At 53.6% G+C, this 24999-nt stretch carries 19 protein-coding genes and 1 tRNA gene; 8 read left to right on the top strand and 12 right to left on the bottom strand.

Annotated features, from left to right (window positions below; genetic code table 11):
• Positions 1–43 precede the first annotated feature (43 nt).
• Positions 44–1567 (top strand): glycoside hydrolase family 32 protein, encoded by a 1524-nt coding sequence (locus tag R8377_RS02340; RefSeq protein WP_425605015.1) that lies wholly within the window; start codon positions 44–46, stop codon positions 1565–1567.
• 70 nt (positions 1568–1637) lie between these two features.
• Here the strand turns inward: R8377_RS02340 and R8377_RS02335 are convergent, their stop codons facing one another.
• The 5 genes from R8377_RS02335 to R8377_RS02315 all read right to left on the bottom strand — a co-directional run bounded on the left by R8377_RS02335 (position 1638) and on the right by R8377_RS02315 (position 7894).
• Positions 1638–2870 (bottom strand): MFS transporter, encoded by a 1233-nt coding sequence (locus R8377_RS02335; RefSeq protein WP_317643366.1) that lies wholly within the window; start codon positions 2868–2870, stop codon positions 1638–1640.
• Positions 2871–2994: 124 nt separating this feature from the next.
• Complete coding sequence (locus R8377_RS02330) at positions 2995–3789, bottom strand: isoprenyl transferase (RefSeq protein WP_317643365.1); 795 nt, start codon at positions 3787–3789, stop codon at positions 2995–2997.
• The gene (gene recO / locus R8377_RS02325; protein WP_317643364.1) at positions 3786–4523 is read right to left on the bottom strand and encodes a DNA repair protein RecO; all 738 of its coding nucleotides are present in this window, start codon (positions 4521–4523) and stop codon (positions 3786–3788) included. The genes R8377_RS02330 and recO overlap by 4 nt, the downstream gene beginning before the upstream one ends.
• Positions 4524–4648: 125 nt before the next feature.
• On the bottom strand, positions 4649–6301 hold the full coding sequence (locus tag R8377_RS02320) for an alpha/beta hydrolase family protein (RefSeq protein ID WP_317643363.1): 1653 nt from the start codon (positions 6299–6301) through the stop codon (positions 4649–4651).
• Positions 6302–6436: 135 nt separating this feature from the next.
• Positions 6437–7894, bottom strand: coding sequence for a DivIVA domain-containing protein (locus tag R8377_RS02315; RefSeq protein WP_317643362.1), 1458 nt, complete (start codon positions 7892–7894; stop codon positions 6437–6439).
• Between the two features lie 176 nt (positions 7895–8070).
• Between R8377_RS02315 and R8377_RS02310 the strand changes: the two genes are divergently transcribed.
• A tRNA-Val gene (locus R8377_RS02310) sits at positions 8071–8144 on the top strand.
• Between the two features lie 243 nt (positions 8145–8387).
• Here R8377_RS02310 and R8377_RS02305 read toward each other — a convergent pair.
• Positions 8388–8810, bottom strand: coding sequence for a DUF3052 domain-containing protein (locus tag R8377_RS02305; RefSeq protein ID WP_317643361.1), 423 nt, complete (start codon positions 8808–8810; stop codon positions 8388–8390).
• 142 nt (positions 8811–8952) lie between these two features.
• Entirely contained in the window at positions 8953–9891 is a 939-nt protein-coding gene (locus tag R8377_RS02300; RefSeq protein WP_317643360.1) for a YlbL family protein, read from the bottom strand.
• Between the two features lie 127 nt (positions 9892–10018).
• Here R8377_RS02300 and R8377_RS02295 point away from each other — a divergent pair, with 127 nt between their 5' ends.
• Complete coding sequence (locus R8377_RS02295) at positions 10019–11665, top strand: zinc-dependent metalloprotease (RefSeq protein ID WP_317643359.1); 1647 nt, start codon at positions 10019–10021, stop codon at positions 11663–11665.
• A gap of 42 nt (positions 11666–11707) precedes the next feature.
• Here R8377_RS02295 and R8377_RS02290 read toward each other — a convergent pair whose 3' ends face one another.
• On the bottom strand, positions 11708–13213 hold the full coding sequence (locus R8377_RS02290) for an ATP-dependent helicase (protein ID WP_317643358.1): 1506 nt from the start codon (positions 13211–13213) through the stop codon (positions 11708–11710).
• Positions 13214–13340: 127 nt separating this feature from the next.
• Here R8377_RS02290 and R8377_RS02285 point away from each other — a divergent pair, with 127 nt between their 5' ends.
• Together R8377_RS02285 and R8377_RS02280 are read left to right on the top strand one after the other, a co-directional pair.
• A complete protein-coding gene (locus tag R8377_RS02285) occupies positions 13341–15314 on the top strand; it encodes a phosphotransferase (protein ID WP_317643357.1) in 1974 nt (657 codons plus the stop codon).
• Positions 15315–15389: 75 nt separating this feature from the next.
• Positions 15390–15614, top strand: a complete 225-nt coding sequence (locus R8377_RS02280; RefSeq protein ID WP_317643356.1) for a DUF3107 domain-containing protein — start codon at positions 15390–15392, stop codon at positions 15612–15614.
• An 18-nt stretch (positions 15615–15632) separates the two neighbouring features.
• Here the strand turns inward: R8377_RS02280 and R8377_RS02275 are convergent, their stop codons facing one another.
• Complete coding sequence (locus R8377_RS02275; RefSeq protein WP_317643668.1) at positions 15633–16520, bottom strand: PHP domain-containing protein; 888 nt, start codon at positions 16518–16520, stop codon at positions 15633–15635.
• 166 nt (positions 16521–16686) lie between these two features.
• Between R8377_RS02275 and R8377_RS02270 the strand changes: the two genes are divergently transcribed.
• From R8377_RS02270 to R8377_RS02260, 3 genes are all read left to right on the top strand, one after another.
• Positions 16687–17334, top strand: coding sequence for a vitamin K epoxide reductase family protein (locus tag R8377_RS02270; RefSeq protein WP_317643355.1), 648 nt, complete (start codon positions 16687–16689; stop codon positions 17332–17334).
• A gap of 77 nt (positions 17335–17411) precedes the next feature.
• Complete coding sequence (gene murI / locus R8377_RS02265) at positions 17412–18194, top strand: glutamate racemase (protein ID WP_317643354.1); 783 nt, start codon at positions 17412–17414, stop codon at positions 18192–18194.
• Positions 18195–18266: 72 nt separating this feature from the next.
• Positions 18267–19118, top strand: coding sequence for a patatin-like phospholipase family protein (locus R8377_RS02260; protein WP_317643352.1), 852 nt, complete (start codon positions 18267–18269; stop codon positions 19116–19118).
• An 84-nt stretch (positions 19119–19202) separates the two neighbouring features.
• Here R8377_RS02260 and R8377_RS02255 read toward each other — a convergent pair whose 3' ends face one another.
• The 3 genes from R8377_RS02255 to R8377_RS02245 form a co-directional block, all read right to left on the bottom strand.
• The gene (locus R8377_RS02255) at positions 19203–20597 is read right to left on the bottom strand and encodes an MFS transporter (protein ID WP_317643351.1); all 1395 of its coding nucleotides are present in this window, start codon (positions 20595–20597) and stop codon (positions 19203–19205) included.
• Positions 20598–20667: 70 nt separating this feature from the next.
• Positions 20668–21633, bottom strand: a complete 966-nt coding sequence (locus tag R8377_RS02250) for a nucleoside hydrolase (protein ID WP_317643350.1) — start codon at positions 21631–21633, stop codon at positions 20668–20670.
• 340 nt (positions 21634–21973) lie between these two features.
• Positions 21974–24835 (bottom strand): ABC transporter ATP-binding protein/permease, encoded by a 2862-nt coding sequence (locus R8377_RS02245; RefSeq protein ID WP_317643349.1) that lies wholly within the window; start codon positions 24833–24835, stop codon positions 21974–21976.
• Between the last annotated feature and the right edge of the window lie 164 nt (positions 24836–24999).

The raw sequence follows: 24999 nt of genomic DNA, 5'->3' as shown, positions 1-24999 counted from the left end.
CGCAGTAAAGATTCAAGATCACCGCGAATACAAAGGATGCTCAATGATGAACGTAGAAAACATGCCAACGTATGACCAGAGCGAACAGCTTGCCAAGGCCGAAGCCGGAGTCGACCAGCTCTTTGCACAGCGCAAAGACCGCTGGTACCCGCTGGAGCACATCGCTTCCAAAGCCGGCTGGATTAACGATCCCAACGGTCTGTGCTACTTTAAGGGCCGCTATCACGCCTACTTCCAGCTCCACCCCTTCGGCACCCAGTGGGGCCCCATGCACTGGGGTCACGTCTCTAGCGAAGACTTGGCTACTTGGAGGCGCGAGCCCGTAGCCATGGCACCCAGCTTTGAGGCCGAAAAAGACGGCGTCTTCTCAGGCTCAGCAGTCATCTCAGACGACGGCAAGATGGTCATTTACTACACCGGCCACCGCTGGCGCAACGGTGTCAACGAAGACGAAGGCAACCTGCAAGAGCAGTGCATGGCCGTCTCCGAAGATGGCATCCACTTTGAGAAGAAGGGCGTAGTAGTCCCCTGCCCCGATGACCGTATCCCCCACTTCCGCGACCCCAAGGTGTGGAAGCAAGGCGATACTTGGACCATGGTCTTTGGCGTATGCACGCCCGAGCACCGCGGCGAAATCTGGATGTACACCTCCCCCGACATGGTCAACTGGACCTTCGTGGGGCCGGTATACAAGCACCCAGATCCCAAGGTCTTCATGCTTGAATGCCCCGATATGTTCCCTCTGGGAGACGAGTGGGTTATCTGCTACTCGGCTATGGGTTTGAGCCCCGAGGGCTTTGAAGCACGCAACCACAACAATGCCGGCTATGTAATCGGCAGCTGGGAGCCGGGCCAGCCCTTCAAGCAGGAGACCGAATTCCACCTGTGGGACGACGGCCACAACTTCTACGCCCCCCAGACCTGCGAGGCAGCCGACGGTCGCCGCCTTATGTTTGGCTGGATGAGCCCCTTCACGCAGCCTATTCCTATGGACGAGGACGGCTGGTGCGGCCAATTCACTGTACCTCGCGAAGTGACGCTGGCGGGAGACCACCTGCGCACGCTTCCCATCCGTGAGTTCGACCAGCTCGACGAAGACAAGCAGGACTTTGGCGCTATTGAGCTCGGTGTCAACGAGAGCCGCGATTTGGTTGCAGACGCGCAAACTGCAGATATTGAGATGGAAATCGACCTAGCTCACTCACAGGCCGAGCGCATTGGACTGGAGATTCACCGCACTTCCAACGGCGATCACACTCTGGTGTGCTATGACGACCAGCTGGAGCGTGTAGTTCTGGACCGCCATGCCAACACTTACGGCGACCGCGGCTACCGAACTGCCCCGCTAGACAAGAGCGAAGGCAAGCTCAAGCTACGCATTATCGTAGATCGCGGTTCCGTTGAAGTCTACGTGAACGACGCCTTGGAAGTAATCTCGTCTTACTCCTTCCCCGCTGAAGGCCCCCGCGCTATTCGCTTGGTAGCCGAATCAGGCGAAGGTAAGGCAATTGTTTCCAGCCTTTCCATTGCCAAGCTGCGCACCATCTGGGAGACCCCAGACCGCTGATAGAAACAGCATATAGAAGAGGCCCGGTCCCCTGCACAAGGCAGGAAGCCGGGCCTCTTTTGTGACTCAACTACTCTTGTTTAACCTTAACAGTGAGAACTACCAGACCACTCAAAAGACTCATGAGTGCTAGGAAGCTGAAGGCCCAGAAGAAGGAACCACCGGCGGCCTTGACTAAGTAGCCACTGATTACTGGAGCCAGGAAACCACCGATGGTGCCTCCCGTGCTGGTAATGCCAATAGCGGAGCCGATCAAATGGGAATCCATGATTTTGTGAGGCCAAGTGAACATGCCGGTGAAAGCCAAGACAGCGAAGCAGCTGATAAGAATCATGCATGCTAGGCTCAGCCACACATTCTGCAGGAAAAGGAAGACGATAACGAGGACTGACGTAATCACCGTCGAGCCAACGATTGCCTGCTTTTCGCGGCCCAAGAAGAGCTTGGAAAGCAACTGCCCGGAGAAAATGGTAGCAACTGTTGAAAAGACGGCGTTGACAGCCAGAAGTATGCCTGCTTGGCTAATAGACAAGTTAAAGGTCTTGGTCACATAGCTAGGCATCCAAGACATAGTGCCGTAGAGAAGGATGTTCAGAAAAAGAAGGGCCAAGAAAAGTGCTAGCACATTGCGATTCTTTAAGAGCTCCCAAACCCCTACTTTGGGCTCTTGCGATGCAGCTGCTGCAGCATCAGCTTCTATATGTTCCACCTTGCCAGCCACTGCCTTGCGCGGAGTGCCGGGAACAAAAATCAAAATGAGCACACAGGCTACCAAATAGCAGGCACCCAGAACCGAGTATGCCACATGCCAATTGCTAGAAATCAAGTTGGCACCCAGAGTGAAGGCCAAAATGCCGCCAATACCAGAGGTCGACAAAATCAAAGCCTGCACGAAAGTACGGCGCTCCTGCGGGAAGTTTTCGGCAATAGCCTTCGAGCAAGAGGGCGGATAACCACCGTGGCCCATACCCGCTAGGAAGCGGATCAAGATAAAGAAGGGCAGACCATTAGCAAAACCGAACAGGAAACTAAAGATGCCTATAAGCATCATAGAACCCATCAGTACAGGCTTAGAGCCAAAACGGTCAGCCAACCATCCGCTGAAAATCAGGGTCAAGGTATAACCGAGGAAGAAAGCTGACATGATAGTGCCAGTCTGACCCGGATCGAGCCCGTACTGATCTGCAATCGGAATAATTGCAGTCGAAATCATATTCTTGTCCATGTAGACAATTGAATATCCGGCCATAAGTGAGACAATGAGCGTCCCACTAGCTGACTGAGCATGGTGTTGTCGTTCCATGAGCACCTGCCTCCCCAATAGAGAACTGGCCCCTTGCCAGTTCCCATTAATATACGGGGTCGAATGTCACGAACGGGTTACCATCAATCATTTACCGCACAATACCAAGGGTTTTAAGCTGCCTTCAGACAGTCTTAACACCCCCAAAACGGCGGTCTCGACGCACATATTCGTCGATAGAGCGCCAGAGCACATCTCGGCCACACTCGGGGAAAAGCTCGGGCACAAAAGACAACTCAGCGTAGGCAGCTTCCCAAGGCAGGAAGTTGGAAGTGCGTTGCTCGCCAGAGGTGCGAATCACCAAATCGCAGTCTGGAATGTCTGGATTGTATAAGTGCTCGGCAATCATTTTTTCAGTTACTTTGGAGCCCTTGATTTTCCCTGCTGCCACCTCTTGTGCTATAGCCGTCGCAGCATCAGCCAGCTCGGCCCGGCCACCGTAGTTAATGCAGAAGACCACGTCGATAGTGGTGTTGTGCTTAGTACGCTCCATAGCCACTTCAAGCTCGTCTATTACCGACTTCCACAGGCGCGGGCGGCGGCCCGACCAACGCACCCGCACTCCCCACTCATCCATCTGCGCCACACGGCGGTGGATGATGTCTCGAGAAAAGCCCATGAGGAAACGTACTTCACTGGGGCTACGCTTCCAATTCTCCGTCGAGAAAGTATACAAGCTCAAATATCTAACGCCGGCTTCGATGGCACCTGCAATGGTATCAAACACCACTGGCTCAGCCGCTTTATGGCCTTCGGTACGCACGAGACCGCGCTGCTTGGCCCAACGCCCGTTGCCGTCCATAATTACGCCCACATGCCGAGGTACGGCCTCTGCGGGGAAAGCTGGGACCCTCGAGGGGTCAGCAAAGGGTGCGTCTGGCACGCTCAATGACTGGTAATCTACACCTTCAAAGCTCATAGAGACGAATCTAGTAGCCGCAGTGCCCGAATGGGACGTTCTAGATAGTATTCGCCCCATTTCTCAACAAGCCGGTCAGTAATCGGGTCTAAGGGGGCAGCTGCTAAACGCTGCCAATCCCCGGAAGTAAGCGCCTCCAGCTGGTTTACAGCCGGGCCCGACACGCGCACAGATTCAGGCGTATGGTCGGCGTGGCAGATACAACCGCCACCAGAGACAGAGAAGTAGCTCAGCTCGCATTGAGCGGCAGGTCGAGCGCACACAATGCAGGAATCAAAACGGGGCTGCCAGCCCGCCAGAGCTATGGCACGCATTAAGTATGAAGCGGATATCATCCTTGGGTCTCGCGAGCCCGTAGACAGGGCTTTAAGGGCTGAAATCAGCAGCAAATACTGACCACGCGCAGGCTCATGCTCCGCAGAGACGAGTTTGTCTGCCGTTTCCAACATGACCCCACCGTTGGTATAGAGGTCGTAATCGGCGCAAATAGGATCCGCATACGTGGCGATAGAGGCAGCTTGCGACACCACATCAAGATTGCGACCCTGAGCCAGCAAGAGGTCAGCCCGCATGAAAGGCTCCAAACGCGAGCCAAAGCGTGATTTGGTGCGGCGCACACCCTTGGCCACAGCCCGGACCTTGCCATTGCTCTTAGTCAGGATAGTGATGATACGGTCAGCTTCACCCAACTTCGTAGTGCGTAGAACAACGCCTTCATCTCGATAAGTAACCACCGCTCACCCCCCCCCTCGCACATCTGAAAGAATACGTATCAAACTCTTACTTGTATCCTGCTGACCTATAGCGACAACGCTAGCGTCCAGCTGCTCTCAGCGAACAGGTGCACATGAGCTAGCCGCTAATAGATAAAGAGCCCCCAGAAGGCAAACACAAGCAGAAGGCAGAACATGGCAAGGGCGGAGATCCAGAAGAAAACCAAACCGAACTTGCTCGAAGCTAAAACCGGCTGCGGATCGTTGGCCTTTAGCTGGCGGGCAATAGCTCCCTTACTGAAGCCCTTCCCTCTAAGCTGAGTAGGGATATGGCGCACACCTTTCAGCGTTGCTACCTCGTACATACTCACCAATACTCGCGACCAAGCCCAAACCACAACAGCCGTTACCAGTTGAATGACTGGCCAAGACCAATCGCTGACTCCAGCCGGGTCTGGCACCCCTCCCCAGCCGAGTTTGACTAGGGCCATAATCACCTGGCCTAAGCCGGAGGCAAAGAGTAAGAGCGCTGCAATCGTTGTGCCAGCAATACCAGCTAAACTGTTCCCAAAACCGTGGGAGAAGCCGAATACCCGGCGTTTATCTCGCCTCATCCAGCGCCAAATTTTCATCACGAGCGCCAAGAGCGCCATCACTGCTGATAGGAACAAGAATAAAACTGCGCTGGCATGCACAATCACCATATATACCGTGAGTTTGCGCCGACCAAAGAGGTCGAGCGGAACTGCAATGGACTGGTGGATTGTGGAACCGGCCACCGGCTGTGAAGTCTGTGTAAGGCCGTGGACCTGCCCCTGGGCCCAATCAACCATATCTTCTTGATAGTGATCTGCTAGAGGAGTGCCGGCATTAGCTTCATCCCCTAAACGCAGCACGTGGTTAGAGACGGCGTAAGAGCGCACAGAGACGTTCCAATTGTCACTTTCGTGCGCTAGGGCCAATATCTTCTGCACGCCCTCCACTTGGGCCGTCATCACATCTTTGGTGCCATACGCCACTAAGGTGGGAACTGAGTAAGCCTGACTAAACTGCGTGTCGATGTCGAAATTCTGCAAACCAAAAAGCGTGCCGTCTGCAGAAAAGAGTCTGCGCACCACTGACTGGTAGCCTTGGTTTGCACCGGCAATAGCGAAGTCTTGCGCTACGAAGAAGCCCATCGCGTGGCGGGGTGAAAACACCATGGGACTGAGTAGAATTTGGAAGGCTATCTTCGGGTCATCTTGCAGCAAGTAAGCCGAAATCCAAGTCGACTCACTGGTCGCATAAATACCTACTTGTGCTGAATCAACACTCGGTTGAGTCCGTAAATAGTTGATGACTTGATCGTAGATTTTGGCCGAAGCTGGATAGTCGCGGTTGATGTCGGAAGTGGACCATACCGGCTTGTCAATGACCGCTGTCACGAACCCTGCAGAAGCCATAGCCGTTGCTACGTCGCCGAAAGAATTATCACAAGTACCATAACCAGCGCCGTGCATAAACACTACTGCTGCCCGCTTGCCGGGAGCTCCAACAGGCTCTCTGATTAAGGTATGAATCTGCTGAACCTCGCCGGTTGACGGGCGAACAGCATTAATCCACGTATACCGCTTGGATACTTGATATTTGCCTACACGGTCCAAGGGCACCTGGGAAGGATTATCAAAAGTCACAGCCGTATCTGAACTCAGTGTTGCAAAATTCTGATCTACAGGCTCATATTTCCAAGGCACAGCAGTGAAGTAGGAGACGGACACCAAAAGGCCCATCAAAATAACAAAAATAGGAAGACTCGCCATTAACCGCCTAGCCCTAGTCCAGGGCTCGTTTGGGCGATCTTTATTGCTTGGCTCTTGGCTGATTTGACTGGCTTGCTGTGACACGGTGGTCATTCTATCTGACAGTGCCGAAGAGCGAAGCCAGCCATGCCTTACCTACCTACGGGTCTCGTCCAGTATGTCTTCTTCAGATAAGGAGGGGAAGCCTAGGCTTGGAATATCTACATTGACCTGAGGCAGCTTCACCGAAAAGAGAGACTCTTCTGGGCTAGGCTCAGGTTCAGGCTCACTTATAACAGAAGTAGAAGAATGAGACGGAGTCTGGCCGGAACCAGTGTCATCATCCCAATCAGTGAGCGGATTGAACTGAGACGTTTCCTCTAGAGGAGCAGCGGTAGCAGCGTGGCGCGAGGGGCGTTTTGCAGGACCAACAGCTGGCACATCATCCGCAGCTTGTGGCTGGGCCGGAGTCTTCGCCAATGCTGCGAGCGAGGAGCTGTTCTGATCAACCGGAGCAGCGGGAGCAGCGGTCCGAACGCGAGCAGCAGGAGCCTTTCTTAGTGAATCCGCAGCACGAGTAGCAGGCTGCTTACGGCCTGGCACCGTTTGAGGATCCGGCACTGGACTCGCCACTTTTTCCTCAGCAAGAGGAGCGTCCAATTGAGGTACCTGCGCAGCATCAGCACCGTCAAAAATGGCCTGCTCAGCCTGATGTAATTGATCAAACTGACCATCATCTTCAGCATCTACTGGTTGTTCTAAATGGGAAGCATCTTCTACGGTAGGCTCCACAGGCACAGGAGCAATACTCGCAACCGGCTCAGCAGCCCGCGTCTTAGCACGAGAAGGTACGGACTTGCTTGGAACGAGTTCTTCCTGACGCGTCCCAAAAGCTGAGACTGTGTCGTCAGAAGCTGGAGCCGATTGGGCAGCCTGGCTAGACTTAGCAGCACTCTTGGCACCGCTCAGATTGTCGCCAATACCCAACCGTACATAAGATTCCAACTGTTGCAAAAGCTCAATGGCACGGACCAGGTAATAGTCCACCTGACGCTCGTCATAACCGTGTTTACCCTTACGCTGGGTGAAGATTACATTGGAAACACGATCGGCAGTAATGTCAGCCAAATTATCATCGCTATAAGCACCGGTATTTTCGAGACCTAGCTGGCTTGCACTTTTAGCAACCACTTGGTCAACCAGACGATCCACTTGCTTGCGGTCGTATGAAGGATCGCCGTCGCGGCCAGGAGCAAAGCGCTCACGATCAGCTCTCATTGCATGTACTGCTAACTTCTGTTGCAAAGCTACAGCGTTGGTGAGCCACTGTTGGCGACCATATTGGGTGATTTGCCAAGAGGTGCGGCGGTCAGAAACAGCCCTACTGAGCCGAGACAGGGCAGCGTCAACCTGCGGAATGATATAACCATTCTTGCGCAGGTCGAAGGAGATATTGCCAATGTCTTGCTGAGTGAGCTTAGGAACTTCGCTCTCATACAGCTTGTGGGCACGAGCAAGGAAGGCGTCTACCTGCCGAGTATCGTAACCCCACTTACGCTTGCCCGCACGCGCAATCATCGCGTCGTTCCGATTGGATTCAGGCTCATGTGCCATCGGGACACCGACCTCCTGCCTTGTCTTGCGGTCAGAAACTTCTCTCTGCCCCTAGCTTACGTGAGCACGCAGACGGCGCGCCAAATATCCTGATGACAAGCTACTATAGTATTCTGTGCTTGTGCTGCACTGCGTAACATGTGTTTTTCACACGTTTTGCTAAACTGTACAGACGAGGGCGATTAGCTCAGCTGGTTAGAGCGCCACCTTTACACGGTGGATGTCGGGGGTTCGAATCCCTCATCGCCCACATTGAATCCCGATACGCAACACCATTTTCCCACTGTATTGATCATCCCCTACCCTACTATTGTGTAGAGCTTCAATAGTTTAAGAAAACCATAGTGGCAATAGTGGCATGCAACACGCTCGAAAACTTATTAAAAAAAGAGGAACGCCCGCTCAGCAGACGTTCCTCTTATAACATTTTCAACGGTGTACAAACTTGCCCTAGCTGAAGTACGCTCGGTGCTTACACCAGTAAAAACCGCAATTAGGCTTGCTTACCCTTGCCAAAAGCCCGCAAGCGCATAGCATTCCAGTCAGCATTCACCGTTAAGGGAGTTGCCGCGTTCATACCAGCAGTCTTCGCCGCATTGGGCAAAGTACTAGGGCCTGGCGCGCCAAGGCGCCCCGGTTTAGGAGTTAAAATCCACACCGGCGTATCGTCTTCTAGTGAAGTGGAAGCATCGACGATGGTATCTGCCAAATCGTCTTCTTCATCCCCATCACGCCACCAGATGATTACCCCATCCACCTGTGCGTCGTAGTCTTCGTCTACCAGCTCCTCACCAGTCAGATCTTCAATCTGCTGGCGAATGCTGTCGTCGACATCGTCATCCCAAAGCCATTCTTGAACAATAGATCCGGAATGGAAGTCGAACTCGTCTGCTCTCTTGGTTGTTATTTCAGCCACGCTCTCAGCATAGCAACCCACCAAGGACAGCCGCAAGCCGAATCCTAAATTAGGTAACCTACTTCACTAATTTGCTGTCACAAGAATGCGATACGCACCCGTCGAATATCGGTGTTCACTCTTACACAAGTAGGTGCTTATCTTATTCTGTTGTGGTTTTCGATGCGGTGCAATGTGGGAGAGTATCGGCTTCGTTTTGGGAGATTTTAGTGAGGGCTTCGTAGGCGTCACTTAAAGTGGTTACTCTTACGTCGCGTAGGCCTTCGGGGACGTGTCCTACTACCTCTCCGCAGTTGCCGGCGGGGGCCAGGAACCAAGTGGCTCCGTCTCGCTTGGCGCCCAGCATCTTGAGCTGAATACCACCGATTCTGCCTACTTTTCCCCCCTCCTCCATCGTGCCAGTGCCTGCTATAACTTGGCCGCCGGTCTCGTCTTGCTCGGTGAGCTTGTCGATGGTGCCTAAGGCATACATCAAACCTGCTGAAGGGCCGCCAATATCGTCTACGTGCATATTTACTTTGATACCGGAAGTATCCGTGCCTTTGCCTTCGAGGAACTTGAGCGCCTGAGTCGTAGCAGAATCCTGAGAGCCAGTCATGTCTTTCTTATTGTCCTCAAGGTATTGCTCGCGAGACTGCCCCGGTGGAAAAATAACCTCCTTGGGCAATACAGTTGCGTGGGGATTGACCCAGTTTATGAGCGTCTCCAAACCCGAAACTGGCGCTCCAGGAATGCCAGCAGCATTGACAGTGGTCAAGAGCAGTTTGCCGCCATTCTTAGTCTCGTAGACCTGAGTCCCACTTATGGCGATGACTTGCTTACCGTTGGAACTGCCCAGCACATCTTGAGTTGGGCCAGGAGTTTCCACTACGTAAGGGCTGGGAGCAGCGAGCACCACGAAGGTCAAAACGGCCACTACAAACATAGCTATTGAACGTTTGCTGAATCCTCGTTTGGAGCCCCGACTCTGCCGCCCAACCAGCTTAGAAGCATGTTCTCGGTTTATTAATACAGGCCCTGGTGAACCGGTCTTTTGTGCGCTTGCCGCGTACGAAGCGTCTTTTGGGTGCAAATCTGCCATAGCTCCCATATTATGGAGATAGCGATAATTTCGCCAGCGCACACACGCATAAGTTTGGCATTTGGTATTACAAAGCCCAAAGCTCATGAGCAGCTAGGCCAGCAACGAACAAGAGGACGGAAACAGCATGGACGAAAATGCAATCCACCAGTGGATGATTGATTGCTTCGGCCCCATCCAAGGCGAGATGGCTTGGAGCCAATTCTCCGCCCTACCGGAGAGCGTGCGCAGCCAGATTATGGCGCAAAACGGCGGCCAGTTGCCCAATCCAACTGAGGTGAAAGCCATGCTCAGCGCTTTCACTGCCGGAGGACTCAACACGCCCGGAGACATGAAGCAGAGCGTAGAAGAGGGCCCCATCAACGTCAAACTCGCCAAAGCTATTGCCCAAGGGCGGGTCCAGGCCAAAGATTCGGACTCGACGGTGAGCGCGGCGCAAGCAGAGCAAGTGACCCAAGCTATGAGTCAAGCGAATTTGTGGCTGGATGCCGTTTGCTCTTTCGACCCAGCCCCAGGCCAAGCGCAGACTCTCACACGCTCCTCTTGGGTAGACGGAACCTTAGATTCTTGGGCCAAGTTCGCGGCACCAGTGGCTAGCTCTATGAACAAGGCACTGTTAGAAGTCTTGGGCTCGCGCTTTGGAGACCTGCCTGAAGGCGAAGTTTCAGGCATGTTTGCTGGTCCGATTCCTATCCCTATGCCCGAGGGGTTGAAAGATCCCAAAACGCTGATTAGTCTACTGGGCAATACTTCTTTCGCCATGCAACTGGGGCAAGCAGCAGGCGACATGTCGAGCGAAGTGCACGGTTCCTTCGATCAAGGAGTCGCTCTACTCAGCAATCCTGCCGGCGGGTTAATTTCCCAAAATATCCGCGAATACGCTACCTCCCTAGAAATTGATGAGGGCGAAGTGATGAACTTCCTAGCCTTGAACGAAGCCGCACATGCCCGTCTGTATGCTGCAGTGCCTTGGCTCATGCCCCGCTTTGAAGCACTGATTGGCAAGTATGCGCGTGGGGTCAACATTGACTTGGAAGCTATGCAAGACCAAATCGACCAAGCAGTGAGCTTGGACCCTGAATCAATGGCCGGTGCCATCAATCTCGGCAAGGTCGGTGTACAAGACACTCCCGAGCAGGAAGAGGCCATGCGTAGTTTGGAAACCTTGCTGGCTCAGGTAGACGGCTGGGTTGATTGCGTGGTCTGGCGCTCTGGCATGGCTTACCTGCCCCATTTGGAACAGCTCCGAGAGATGATGCGACGCCAGCGAGCAGTAGGCGGGCCGGCAGAACGAACCTTTGGAACACTTATGGGGCTGCAGTTGCGCCCTAAGCGTTTGCGCGAGGCAGCTGAGGTTTGGGAGCACATCAGTAACCAGTCTTCTGCCAGCGAGCGCGATACTATGTGGAGCCACCCAGACCTACTGCCCGCCCTGCCGGAAGAAAACTCCGAAGATGCTGCTGATATTGACGCTCAAGCATTGCAGGGAAGCAGCCAGCCAACCTTCTCTCAGGCAAGCGGAAACAACCAAGCAACTGAGTCTGGAGCTGCAGGCAGCACTGGCAGCAGCATTGATTGGGATGCTGAATTAGCTAAACTGCTCGATAGCGACCAAGATTCGCCTGAGTCTGATGCTGCTGAAGATGGCAAACAGGGCAATAACGGGACTGAAAGCAATACCAGCGGTTCTACTGACGCTAAGCCTGCTGAGCACCACGATGAGGATGGCGATGACAACGATGCAGACAATGATGAGGAAAGTAAACAGGATTAAACAACTGCACTAAATCAGGGGAAACTCTTGGGACTGCGTGCACTAAATAAAACGCGAAGGCGAGCGCAGAGGCCCACCTGCCGAATCCTTGCGGTCAGCAAAGGAGACATGAAGGGTTTCCCCGGCTCGCGTAACAGCTACATACATGAGTCTGCGCTCTTCTTCTAAGGCAGGACCAGACTGCGGCGAGCCGAAGGGCACTAAGCCTTCGGAGCAGCCCACCAGAAAGACGTGATCGAATTCCAAACCCTTGGAGGCGTGGACGGTTGAGATAGTGACCATGCCCGGCCCCTGCCCTCGCAGTGTCTCAAGCAACTCCTTGGAATCGAGCTGGGATAGCTGCTCGGTAGACATTGAGCGCTGCCAGCCCGCTTCCGTCCTCACCCGGTAATGGATACCAGCTTCCTTAAGTTTGGCGCATATCAACTGCTGCTGGGCGTTGATGCGGGTTAAGACTGCGCACTCCCCCGGTTGCGCCCCGCGGCCTATCATTCGCTCAATACGGCGCACTACACCTTGCGCTTCCTGCTCGTCGCTCTCGTAGCGCATGAAGTTCACTCGCGGGCCAGAATCGTTCTGAGAATTGAGCTTGAGGTAGTCTCCCCGCTCAGGTGAAGCAGCCAGGATTCGGTTGGCAAAATCAACGATTTGAGGGGTTGACCGGTAGTCGGTGTTGAGTTCGATGTCCGCACTGACCGGCGCAAATTCATGGTCAAAGTCCAGTAAATAATAGGAGCTGGCTCCCGCAAAGGAGTAGATGGTCTGCGCAGGGTCTCCTACTACGCACACCGAGCGGTTGTGTCCCAACCACAAGTCTAAAAGCCTATGTTGCAGGGGCGAAACGTCCTGGTACTCGTCGACGGTAATCCAGCCTAGAGAGTTGCGAATCCTGCTTGCTGCCTCGTCAAACTCCTCTAAAACATGGCAAGTCATGAGCAAAATATCGTTGAAATCCATAGCCCCGTAGTAGGTCTTCTCCAATTCGAAGGACTCCATAATGTCGGCCATGCGCGTGGGGTCAAGGCCCAGAGGCGGCTCCCGGTGCGTTGCGGCACAGACACGAGCGTAATCGTCTGGGGCTATAAGCGAAACTTTGGCCCAGCCCACCTCGTCAAGCAAGGTGCGCATATCTTGCGGTTCGGGCTCGCTCTGGCTAGTAATTCGTTGGAAAGCGCGAGACATAAAAGGGCGCAAGTCTTGAACTACCTGCGGAAAATACGAGTCTGAAATATCGGGCCAAGCCTGCCGCAGTTGGTGGAGGGCAGCCGAGTGGAAGGTGGCCGCATTGACGTGTTCACTCACGCCTAGGCTACTGAGCCGCGAGCGCAACTCCCCCGCTGCTTTAACCGAGAAGGTCACTGCTAACGTGCGAGCGGGATCCCAAGCATCATTGGCGCAAGCATAGGCAATACGATGGGTAATAGTACGCGTTTTACCCGCTCCTGCACCTGCAATAATGCGCACCGGCCCTTCGAGAGCTTGGGCTGCCTGAAGCTGCGAAGGGTCGAGCCCTTCGAGCAATTGTTCTGCCTGCGCTTGCTTACTCACCCCTCCATTGTGCCAAAGCTCCTACCCGACAGCTTTCGTTTCCTGATACTTTCGCCATAGGCGGTGGATATGTGGGCAAGTTGAAGGGTTGCTCCCACTAAGGCACCGCTTGTATTAGTCTGGAGGGGTGACTGAACGAACAAAGCTTACACTCGTCGCCTTGGCATCGGCGGCCATGCCAGATGCCTACTTCACTGGCGCCCGAGCATCTGACCAAGCCAGCGCACAAGACGAGGGTATGGGAATCGACTGTGCCATCGTGCAAAATGCTTCTGGGCGTCTCTACGACGTTTGGGCCACAAGCACTCCAAAAGGTAAGAAGCGGCTGAGTAAGCGAGTTAAAGCTGCTGAGGCCTTAGAAGATGTGCGGGGCATGGCTGCCCTCGGTTTTCACATAGAGCAAGTATTAAGTTATCAGCCCGGCACTGACCCCAAGGGACCCACTGGCGATGTAGCTGTGGCGATTATGACCCACACCCCCGGTCACGCACAAAGTTTGAAACTGCTAACCAACGAAGAATGCTCGGCAGTAGGTACAGCTATCGGCGCTATTCATCGGGTAGACCCTCGGGGGCTGCGCGAGCGATTCTATCCGGCTTTTTCAACTACGGAGATAGCGAACCAACTCAAGTCTTGGATTGCCAATCTCAAACACACAGGCCATGTGCCCCGCGAAATTACGGATTCTTGGTCTCGCATTATCCGCACCGAAGGCCTGTGGTCGTTTAATACCCGCATGGTGCACGGCGGTTTTGCAGACGGCGATTTCCTCTTTACCGGCTCGGGCTTGAGCGCAGTACACAACTGGCAGAACATGCAAGTCAACGATCCTGCCCGCGATCTGGCTTGGATTTTTGCCAAACTTGACCAGTCTGGACGCGATGCAGTAATCGCTGCCTATGGACGCATTATGGGCTCTCAGCTCGATGATTTGATTATGTTGCGCGCGAATCTTTGGCTGCAAATGGAACAGGTAGGCGATTTTGTGCTCGCTCTTGAGCACGCCGATAACGAAAAGATTATCCGTTTCAAGGCTCAGGTTGAGCGCTTAGCTCAGCAGCTCAACGACCGGGTACCTAAGTCGTATGCCCCCTCAGCGGGTGCTGCTGCCAACCGACCCAAGCCCAACCAAACAGGCTCTATGCAAGACGCTCCGCCAGTCATCCCCGACGACAGTCCAACTACCGTGACCGTAGGAGTGCTGCTGCGAGAAGATGCCAAGCGTGCACAAGCTGCTCGAAAACAGCAGGCAAACGCTGGTCAGCCACCCGCTCCGGCCCCAGCACCAGCCGCCGCACAAGTTGAGGAAGATGCAACGGCGGTGCGCCCGGCCTACCGCAAGGATCAGGAACAACCAGCCGCCGGACTCACTACGGGCAGGCATGCGGCAGTACGCCCGCCAACCCTGCCAGACATGATCGCAAGCCACACGAGCGATTCGGGGCAATCCGTACCACCAGAGGTCGAGTTTGACGAGGATGCACCTCGCAATCCAGGCCGGCACAGCAAGGCTGGTCAGGAAAGCGCGAAAATTGAACAGGTAGTCCCCAAGACTTCAGAAACGATGGCCATTGACCGAGTGAGCATGACCAACTTGGCCCAAGAGCAAACTCAGGAAAGTCACCAGAGTTCCCTGGCCCATTCAGAAACGCTTAAACCTGCACCAATGGGCCTGTCAGGCAATGATAGCGATGACGAGGCTCAGAGCATATCGTTCTCATGGTCGGCCACTCCTGGCGTTAAAGAAACACAAGACGCATCTGGTTCAGATTCGCCAGCAGACGCCGAGCAGGAGTCGAACTCCAGTATGGATCTGTTTGCAGCGAGCGCCCAATTTGAGCGCAATCACTCCGAAGACTCCCCTGAGGAAGCCGAAGACGACGCTAACGAGCGTAGCAAGAGCACAGCGAAAAGCGATCAAGGCAAGGCCAAGCAGTTCTCTAGCCGAGCTGACACTGACGCACAAACCGTAATTATCAGCAGGAGCGGCCCCTCGCCCGAGTCGACACCAACCGAGATGGTTCAACCCGACCATCCCGGTGCAAATACAGAAGGCCCCTCGAGCAGTACTCGGCTCAAGGGCACGCAAGCTGATAGCTGAATCGTGTGTAAGCGCGAATAATAAGAACCACAGCAACTGCTTTTCGGCGGAAGCTACGACATACGGAGAGAATATATGGATATTGAATTCGGCATCAAGGATGTATCACGACCCGTGTCTTTCAGCACGGATGCACCGGCAGACGAAGTTTCGGCCAGCATTGAGAGCGCCCTCAAAAACGGCGAATCTATTAACCTTATCGACAGTAAGGGCCGCCACATCATCGTGCCCGCTGGCGCTTTGGGCTACGCTGTAGTCGGTTCAGACAGCACCCGTCCTGTAGGTTTCGGGGCCCTCTAACCGCCCTGCGCAAATTCTCTATCGCCCGTATTGCCTAGCTGTTTGCTCAGGCGAGCGGGCGATTATTTCATCTACAGTTGCCTGCGGTGTAGTGTTTTCGCCCAAACGGTTAGGCTTGCCGGCACCGTGCCAGTCTGAACCTCCAGTAACGAGCAGGCGGAAGCGCTCAGCCAGCCCCAAGAGACGTTCGCGTTGCTGATCGTCGTTGTCTCGGTGCCATACTTCGAGTCCGTCTAGGCCAAGGTCAGCCAGCTGCTTAATCTGCTGGTCAGACAAGAGCACACGGTTACGGTTCACCGCTCCCGGATGCGCGACTACAGCCACTCCACCGGCGGCTTTTACCGCTTGCACAACTTCCTGGGCCGATGGCGAAGGTGTGGGCAAGTAGTAGGGGCTCTGGGCCGAGCAGGCACCGGCGAAAGCCTCGGAACGAGTTTGATAGACTCCAGCTGCCACGAGAGCGTCGGCAATGTGGGGTCGGCCCACGGTAGTCCGCTCCCCTTCTTTAACTTGGGCCAGCACAGACTCCCAGCTAATGGGATAGTCGCGAGCCATGAGCGCCACCATCTTGCGGGCGCGCTCCAGCCGAGCCTGGCGGGTCTGTTCAAAGAGTTGAGCTAGCGCGGCATTGTGCTCATCGTAGCGGTAGGCCAACATGTGAACTGATACACCCGCATCGTCAGCAGTAATCTCAGTACCAAGCATCACCGGCAGCTGGTGGGCAGTCCCAGCTGCACGCGCTTCAGCCCAGCCCTGAGTCGTATCGTGGTCGGTAATAGCCACGCCAGCCAGTCCCAGGGTTTGAGCTTCCACCACCATCTGCTCAGGGGTGCGCGTGCCGTCGGAAAAGACGGTATGGCAGTGTAAATCCCAAGCTTCAGCACCGCCTCGCTGCTGCTGCTCCATATCACGGCTTTGGCCAAGCCTGCTGCTTTGTTCCTTCAGCTGATGAGTCATAGCTCTATCGTAGGCTGCTTTGTACAAAGTTTCATCTCACCTAGGCTGTTGTCCAGTACCGGCAGGCGCTCAGCCTACTCGTTAAGCTCAGCCGCGCAGTTTCCGAGGAGCATCTATGAGTTCACCCTCTTTTGCAGCAAACACTGGTTGGCGCAATTCTCGCACTTGGACATACTTACTGGCTCTTATTGCTTCTGTAGCGGCCCTCGTAGTGTCATTCGTAATCTCAGCTGAGACCTTGCAAATGGCGCGCAACCCTGAATCGAAGCTCAGCTGCGACATCAACTCTACTCTTTCGTGCACCACGGTAGCGCAATCCTGGCAGTCGGAGATTGTCCACTTCGGCAACATGAGTTTCCCCAATGCTTTCCTAGGCATTTCGGTTGAATCTGTCTTCGTGACTATTGCCGTTGTGGGTTTAATGGGGGTCAGCGTACCAAGGTGGTTCGCTCGGGCCAGCTGGCTAGGCTCTTTCGCAGCCTTCATATACGCCTACTGGCTCTTTAGTCAGTCCATCTTCGTCATTAAAGCCCTGTGCCCCTGGTGCCTAGTGCTAACTTTCTCTGCGACCATACAGTTTATGGCCTTCAGCCACGCTAGCGTCAGCGTTCAGGGACTGCCGTTGGCCGAGGAGCGTTTTGGTGCTCTCGGCAGGGCTTTACGCAAGTATTACCGACTCCACTTTGACCTCATGGTCGATGCAGTGTGGATTGCAGCCATGGTGGCTCTAGTGCTCGTTAATTACAGCTCAGCCATCTTCTAGCCCGACTCGCTCAGGGCGCAATAGGAGTCAAGCGCGGGAGTAGGCTCGTAAGTAGCAGCAACGATACGGAGGTTGGAATGGCAAGTAGCGCACCTATTGGCATCTTTGACTCAGGCTTGGGAGGCTTGTCGGTCATGGGTGCGGTACGCCAACTCATGCCCCATGAAAACCTTGTATTTTTCGGCGACTCCGCTCATGCCCCTTACGGTACGAAAACTCCCGAAGAGGTGCAAAAACGCTGCTTCCTTATTGCCGATAAACTCGTGGAGCAAGGCGCTAAAGCTATTGTTATAGCTTGCAATACAGCCACTTCGGTGTGTGCTCCAGCCTTGCGCGAACGCTACCAGATTCCCATCGTAGGCATGGAGCCTGCCTTAAAAGTGGCCTGCGACAGGGGCCAGGGGCGCAGTCAACGCGTTATTGTAGCCGCTACCCCACTCACCCTTAAGGAAGAGAAGTTCGCCCGTCTCATGGCCCGTTTCGAGGCCGACCACACCATTTACAAGCAGCCCTGCCCCGATTTGGTAACCATTGTGGAATCAGGCAAGCTTGGCAACGAAAGCTTGGTACAAGCTACATTAGAGCGTTACTTTGCCAGCTATGACCTCACCAACATCGACTCGATTGTCTTGGGCTGCACCCACTTTGTGTTTTATCGCCACTATTTTGAGCACTACTGCCCTCCTGAACTGGCCATTATTGACGGCAACGAAGGCACGGCTCGTCACTTGCGAGATGTATTGGCTCAAGCCAATCAGCTCAATAACCAGGCAGCCAATGGCAGCGTCACGCTTAGCAACTCAAATCCTGACTGCGCAGTTAAACAACTGTCTTGGCACTTGTTAGAAAGCATGTCCTAAGCCTGCATATATGCTGCAAGTAAAGTGGGCGGCGCATCGCTTAGAGCCAGCTGCTAGGGAAGGAAACTGAGAATGAATAAACAAAAGACTGCGATTATCGACGTCGGCGGCGGCTTCAGAGGTGTGTATGCGGCGGGCGTTTTAGACCGTGTAATGGACATGGGCATCGCTTTTGATCACTGCTATGGTGTCTCTGCGGGCTCAGCCAACCTCTCTTCCTACCTTTCTGGGCAGCCGGGACGCACGTACCGCTTTTATAGCGTTTTTTCAGCGCGTAAGGAATATGCCTCTCCTGGTAATTTCATGAAAGAACACAACTTCGCCAACTTAGATTACGTGTATGGCACACTGTCTAACTCCGATGGTGAATATCCGCTTGATTACCCAGCCTTGCGAGACAATCCTGCACAGTTTACAGTCGTGGCGATGGATGCACTTACCGGTGAGGCAAAATACTTTGACAAGAGCGACATCCATCAAGATGACTACTCGGTAATGAAAGCTTCATCCTCAGTGCCAGTTGCCAACCAGCCCTATGTCATCGACGGTGTGCCTTATTACGACGGCGGCATGGCCGATCCCATTCCAGTGAGCAAGGCTTTGGTAGATGGCGCCGACAAAGTGGTGATAGTACTGACCCGCCAGCGCGACTATGAGCGCTCCCCCAAGCCCGATGTCCTGCCTGCTCGCATCTTGAGCCGCACCTATCCTAAAGCGGCAGAAAGCCTGCAAAATCGCTATGACCTTTACAACTCAGAGTTAGAGCTGGCCCACCGTCTAGAAGAAGCCGGGAAGGTACTGATCGTAGCTCCCGACGATCTGTGCGGACTCAACACGCTGAACCGCAGCCAGGAAGGCATTGAGCGCATGTATCGCAAGGGATACGCTAATGCCGCAGTCATCGCAGACTTCGTCGAAGAGTAAAGCCGCACAAGCTTCCACATACAAGGGCGGCGGGTTCCCCAACCTAGAGGGAACCCGCCGCCCTTATTGCGACTAGTTCAGTTCTTACTGCTCGTCAGTCGACTTGCCAGCCAAGCTCTTGCGGCAGACGAATACGAGAATCAGAGCGAGCAGTGCAGCAGCAGCCATCGCCCAGAAGACGTTAGCGGTCTGCGCTTCGATGCCACTGGGCACTCCGAAGAGCGAACCTTTACCAAGGCTGGGATTGGCGAGCAGCACGGAGTAGACTGCCATACCAATCGAAGCGGAGGTGTTCATTACCAAATCCAAGATGCCGATACCGCGGCCATTCTCCTCTACGGGCAGAGCTTCGGAGCCTGCATCGTAGATGGGAGTGTAGGTGATGGTGATGCCTGCGATGAAGATGCAGGAGAAGAAAGTAAGCAGGTAGAAGCCCTTGCTGATGAAGATAGCCGAGCCTGCGAAGCCCACAATCATAAGAATTGCAGCCACAATCATCGTGTTGAGCCTACCCATCCAGTTTACAACAGGGCCGGAGAACATACCAACCAAGGTGGCTACCACGTAGACGATGGTGAGGCACAGGGAGATAGTAGTGAGCGGAATGTCGTAAATCTGCTCGCCGATGACGTTGTAAATCGGCACGCAGGCAAAGTTAAAGAAGTAGAAGACGAACAGAATCAAGATGATGGTCATGTAAGCCTTGTTGGTCACGAACTTCTTACTCAAGAAGGGGTTCTTGCCCTTAGCAATCCACAAAACGAAGGCCAGAGCAGAAACAACTAGCGCTACCAGCACCCAAGGGCCAGGGAAGGAGAAGTAGATGGCGATAAGAGCGGCAAACACGGCGAAGAGAGCAATACCGAAGAAATCAATCTTCTCACCCTTAGCACCAATGTCTGGAGTGTTCTTGATGAGTACTGGAATAAAGAATACAGAGAGGACGGGCACCAAGAAGAGGTACTTCCAGTCGAAGGAGGTGATGAAACCGCCTGCGAAGACACCCACGGCTGCAGCCAGATAGTACACAGCGTTGAACACGCCCAAATACACAGCCTTTTCACGCTCGTTAAGGTACTTTACCGTCATCACCAAGAAGATAGAACCGGCCACCTGAGCACCGGCCACCTGAATCATGCGGGCTACTAACACAATCCAGAAGTTGGAAGCACCAAAGAAACCTAAGAGGCTGCCGGCGATGAGTGCAATTACACCAAAGAGGGTCATACGCTTGGGCGAAACGAAGTCACACAAGGTGCCGTAGAGCATGCAGACCACGCCCAAGACAATGCCGGGCAGGGTGCTAATGAGTGAAGCACTCGACGACATGCCGAGAGAATCGCCAATATTTTGGAATACGAGGTTGAAGGCCTGAAGCATGAGCGTTCCCAGCAGGAACACGACCAGCAAAGCAGGCAGCGCCTTCTTGGTTTTAGCGCGGTTGATTTCAAAATCGTCAACCTGTTGTTGTTCAGTCATTATTTGTTCTTTCTTACAAATCGTAGGAATGAGTCGGTCTTAGGCCCCCACCGCGGGCAAGGGCAAGCTCTTACTCGGACTGTGCAGCCAAAGCAAACAGACGCTCCTTGAAGCGCTTTACGAAGCGGTCACCATCGACATCAATAGCAACCTTGGTGTTCTTGACGGGGCTGAGCAGTCTGTTGGGGTCTCCGATGGTACGGCCGATTCCGGGGCCTTCAGTTTCGACCATCAAGTTGACAGGGAAGGTCTGCACGAGTGTGGCATCGAGCGCTACCGCGGCAGCAAGCGGGTCGTGGAGGTTGCAGCCACCCTGGAAAGCAGGGTCTTCCTGCTCGCTGATATCGATATAGTAGTCAGTCATGTCTGCCAAGAAGCGGCCGGCCTTAGTGCCCAGCTCGCGCAACTGCTGCGTGTCTTCCTTAGTCATGAGCACCTTCATAGTCACGTCGAGACCAATCATGGTAATGTTGGCTTCGGTGGCAAACACGCGGTTGGAGGCCTGAGGATCCTGAGAAATATTGGCTTCCATGAAGGGATTGCAGTTACCCGGCTGAGTAAGAGCGCCGCCCATCATCACTACCTTGAGTCGGTCAATCACATCGGGAGCCTTGGCGTACACGGCATCGAGCGTTGTCGAAGCACCGGTAGGAACGTACACCAGCTCATCTTGATCATACTTGCGAGCAGACTCGATAATGAAGTCAACCGCAGACTGCTCTTGAGCCTGCTTGGTCGACTTCGCAGGAATTTCGATGTTGCCTGTACCGTTTTCGCCATGGAAAATGCCGGAGCTAGGTGGCACAGAGAAGTCGCTTGCATCGCTTGGGTGCGAGGGTCCTTTGAAGACGGGGATGTCTTCGCGTCCAAACATAGCGAGCAGGTTCAAATCGTTGTTGACGCCAGTCTCGAGTAAGACGTTGCCATAGGTTCCGGTAATGCCGATGAGTTCTGCGTCGGGAGATCCCAAAATGTATGAGAGCGCAAGGGTATCGTCAATACCAGTGTCCAAGTCGAGAATAATTTTCTTCGTCATGATGTACTTTCCTGACTGTTCCCGGTAACGTGTGTTTGAAGGAAGTGAGCACAAACTGCATTGCCATCACCTTCGATGCACCCCTAGGAACGTTAACTGACAACTTTCTACGCTCACCAGCGAACGATACAAGCGGTTTCGACGGTTTGAATCGCCGGGCTCAATCCTCCTTGAGTCGCTTCCACTCGCTACTGCGCCCTACTATGATAAAACGATTCAGCACCGTGGTCAAATCGGCCATTCGTTGTTGATGTTCAAACCTATTTCATCGTACAAAAAACGGGCTGTACCGTGTTTTACACCGGTACAGCCCACCTGTTTGAAGCCTACGAAGCAGCTATTACTCAGTTCTCAGAGCAGTGGCCGGGTCCTGCTTGGCAGCTTTCCTCGAAGGAATCAGCCCGCCAATCAGGGTAAGTACCACGCTCAAAATCACCAGAATCACCGCACCGTTGACCGGCAGCACTGCGTTGACATCAGCAGTGCCCATGAGCTTGTGAATGATGGCATTGCCCGGCAGCAGGAGGAGCAGGCTGATTCCCACTCCTAGGAGACCTGAGAGGAGGCCGATGATGCCGGTTTCCGCGTTGAACACTTGCGAAACATTGTGTTTAGAAGCACCCATAGCTCGCAAAATACCAATTTCCTTGGTTCGCTCCAAGACCGAGATATAGGTAATGATGCCAATCATAATGGAGGAAACAATCAGAGAAACCGAAACGAAGGCTATTAAAACGCCCGAAATCACGTTGATAATCGTCGTTACCGAACTCATAATCAGGCCCACGTAATCGGTATAGGTAATCTTGTCGTCTTTCTTGGCCTTGTCGTTGTAATGGTTAATCGAATCCGTGATGGACTGCTTGGCTTGGAAGGAATCAGCGTAAATGCGAATACTGCTGGGCGCATCCCTGCTAATTAAACCAAAAGAGGTCATGTTGTCTTTGTAAGAGCCGACCTGCGGGCGCACGTACTGCTCATAAATAGTAACCAACTGCTCCTGGTTGGCATTGGCCATATATTGATCAAGGGAGGCAGCCGCAGCCTGCTGACCCATCTGGGCCGTCATGCCAGCCGCTTGCCCTGCCGGGCCAGCAGCACCTGGCATCTGCTGGGCTTGAACACCCGGCTGAGGCTGAGACTGCCCACTTTCACCATTTTGTCCACTCATGAATGCAGAACCCATAGCCGCCTTGTGGGTTTCATCTAGCGAAGCAACAAAAGCCTTAGCTTGCTCAGCCTTAGCCGTATCGTCAGCGGCCGTGTAGTTGAGGCCGGTGAGCACGTTGTGGTCTCGGTCGGTCTGCTGGTCGGCCACGATCTGACTCTTGCCTGCATAGTCAATCAAGTAATTGGTCAGCTCACGAGAGTAGCCCACACCGGCAGGTAAAGGAGTGGCCGAAGCTTTGGGGATTGGCTTGACGATGCCCACAATCTTCAAATGCACAGCTTTGTCGAGGAGCTGACTCACCTGTCCGGCGTCGTCTCCAACATACTGATAGTGTCCGTCAGCGCCCTTGACATACTGGTCGGAAGCCGGCACCAAGTCGAGCGTCTGTTTCATGGCTTGATCATAATCCAGTTTGGCCGTGTCTGCCTTCACCTTCTGGCCATTGTTGAGCTGAGACATCATGTCGTTGTAATCACTGGCAGGCTTAAGACCCAAATCGTAGAGGGTGGCCAAGGGAATTTTGTTGTGTTCATCCAGAACCAACACTATTTGGTTCTTGTCCTTGGGCCAAGACCCATGCATAACCTCATAGTTGTCGGTAATTACCTTGCCGATTGGTGCTTTGGCTTCGTCTTTGCCGGGCATGATTTCGGTAAAAATCTTAGGAGACGACTTGGCCTGTGCCTTGCCTGTCAGTGTTGCCATTTGCATCGATTGCACCTGGGAGAAGTCAGCCGTATTGCTGTCCATCGAGGCCATCTGAGAGGCCACTCCCCCTTGCTGGCCACCACCGATGGTCACGCCCGAAGCCGAGACGAGAGTGCCCTTAGGATCATGGCCGAAGACCGAGAACTTGGTGTCGTAAGAGTACTGCACGCCCACCTTGCCTACGTATTGATTGATCTCACTGTCAGGATTGTCAAGGTAGCGTTTGAAGGCACTGAGATTGTTACTGCTTATAGAACTAGTCAGGTTAGAGACGGAGGTAATAGCCGAATCATCAGGGTAAATGGCTTTACTGCCTGTTTTCCCTTCCTGATCCTTAGAGGACTGTGCGCTCTCTTGAGCCGAACCCATAATTTTATTCAGGTCGAAGGATTGCTCCTGAATAGAAATCGGGTACGAGGTCATGGTGTCTTGCTGGACTTTGTCGATATATATATTGACACCGTTAGAAACCGCAAGAATTAAAGCGATACCGATAATACCTATGGATCCAGCAAAGGAGGTGAGGAAGGTGCGGGCCTTCTTGGTTTTCAGATTGTTGAACGAAAGCGCTAACGAAGTAGCAACAGACATAGAAGCGTGTCCCAAGTTGCGATGTTCGGCAGGCTGTTCGTTCTCCTGGGTCAATTCCAACGGATTTGAATCAGAGACAATCTTGCCGTCGTGAAGCTCTACGATGCGAGTGGCATATTCGTGGGCCAACTCCGGATTGTGGGTCACCATCACAACCAAGCGGTCCTTAGCCACTTCTTGTAGAAGGTTCATAATCTGCACTGAAGTCTGCGAATCTAAGGCACCAGTGGGTTCATCGGCCAGCACAATCGAAGGATTGTTGACCAAAGCGCGAGCAATAGCTACGCGCTGCATCTGGCCGCCGGAAAGTTGATTAGGAAGCTTGTTGATATGGTCACCCAAACCCACTTCTTCCAAGGCCTTCTGCGCTCGCTCGCGGCGCTCAGAGCGCGAGACACCCGAAATCGTCAGTGCCAGTTCCACATTGGAGATGATGGACTGATGAGGGATCAAATTGTAGGATTGAAACACAAAGCCGATGGTGTGATTACGGTAAGAATCCCAATCCCGGTCTTTGTAGAGCCGAGTGGATGTGCCATTGATAATAATATCTCCGGAATCATAGCGGTCCAGGCCGCCAATGATGTTCAGCAAGGTGGTCTTGCCTGAGCCCGAGGGACCTAAAACGGCAACAAACTCGCTGTCACGCAGGTTCAAACTCACATCATCCAAGGCTTGCTGGCTAAAGTCGCCAGTCTTATATTGTTTGGTTATCTGGTGGATCTGCAACATGGGCTTTCGCTCCCCTGGTTGTGGACGATCATATCGAACGAAGCCGCCCCAACCAAGCAATCAAGGAAGCAACACTGACCGTGCTAATTTATTATTCCACATAAAGTTGACACTGTTAACATATTTGGCACAGAGCTAAAAAATGAAAGCGGGCCCTAGAAAAA

It is taken from the genome of Bombiscardovia apis, from assembly GCF_033095945.1.
Lineage (GTDB): Bacteria > Actinomycetota > Actinomycetes > Actinomycetales > Bifidobacteriaceae > Bombiscardovia > Bombiscardovia apis.
This window is presented reverse-complemented; position numbering and strand designations above follow the sequence as displayed.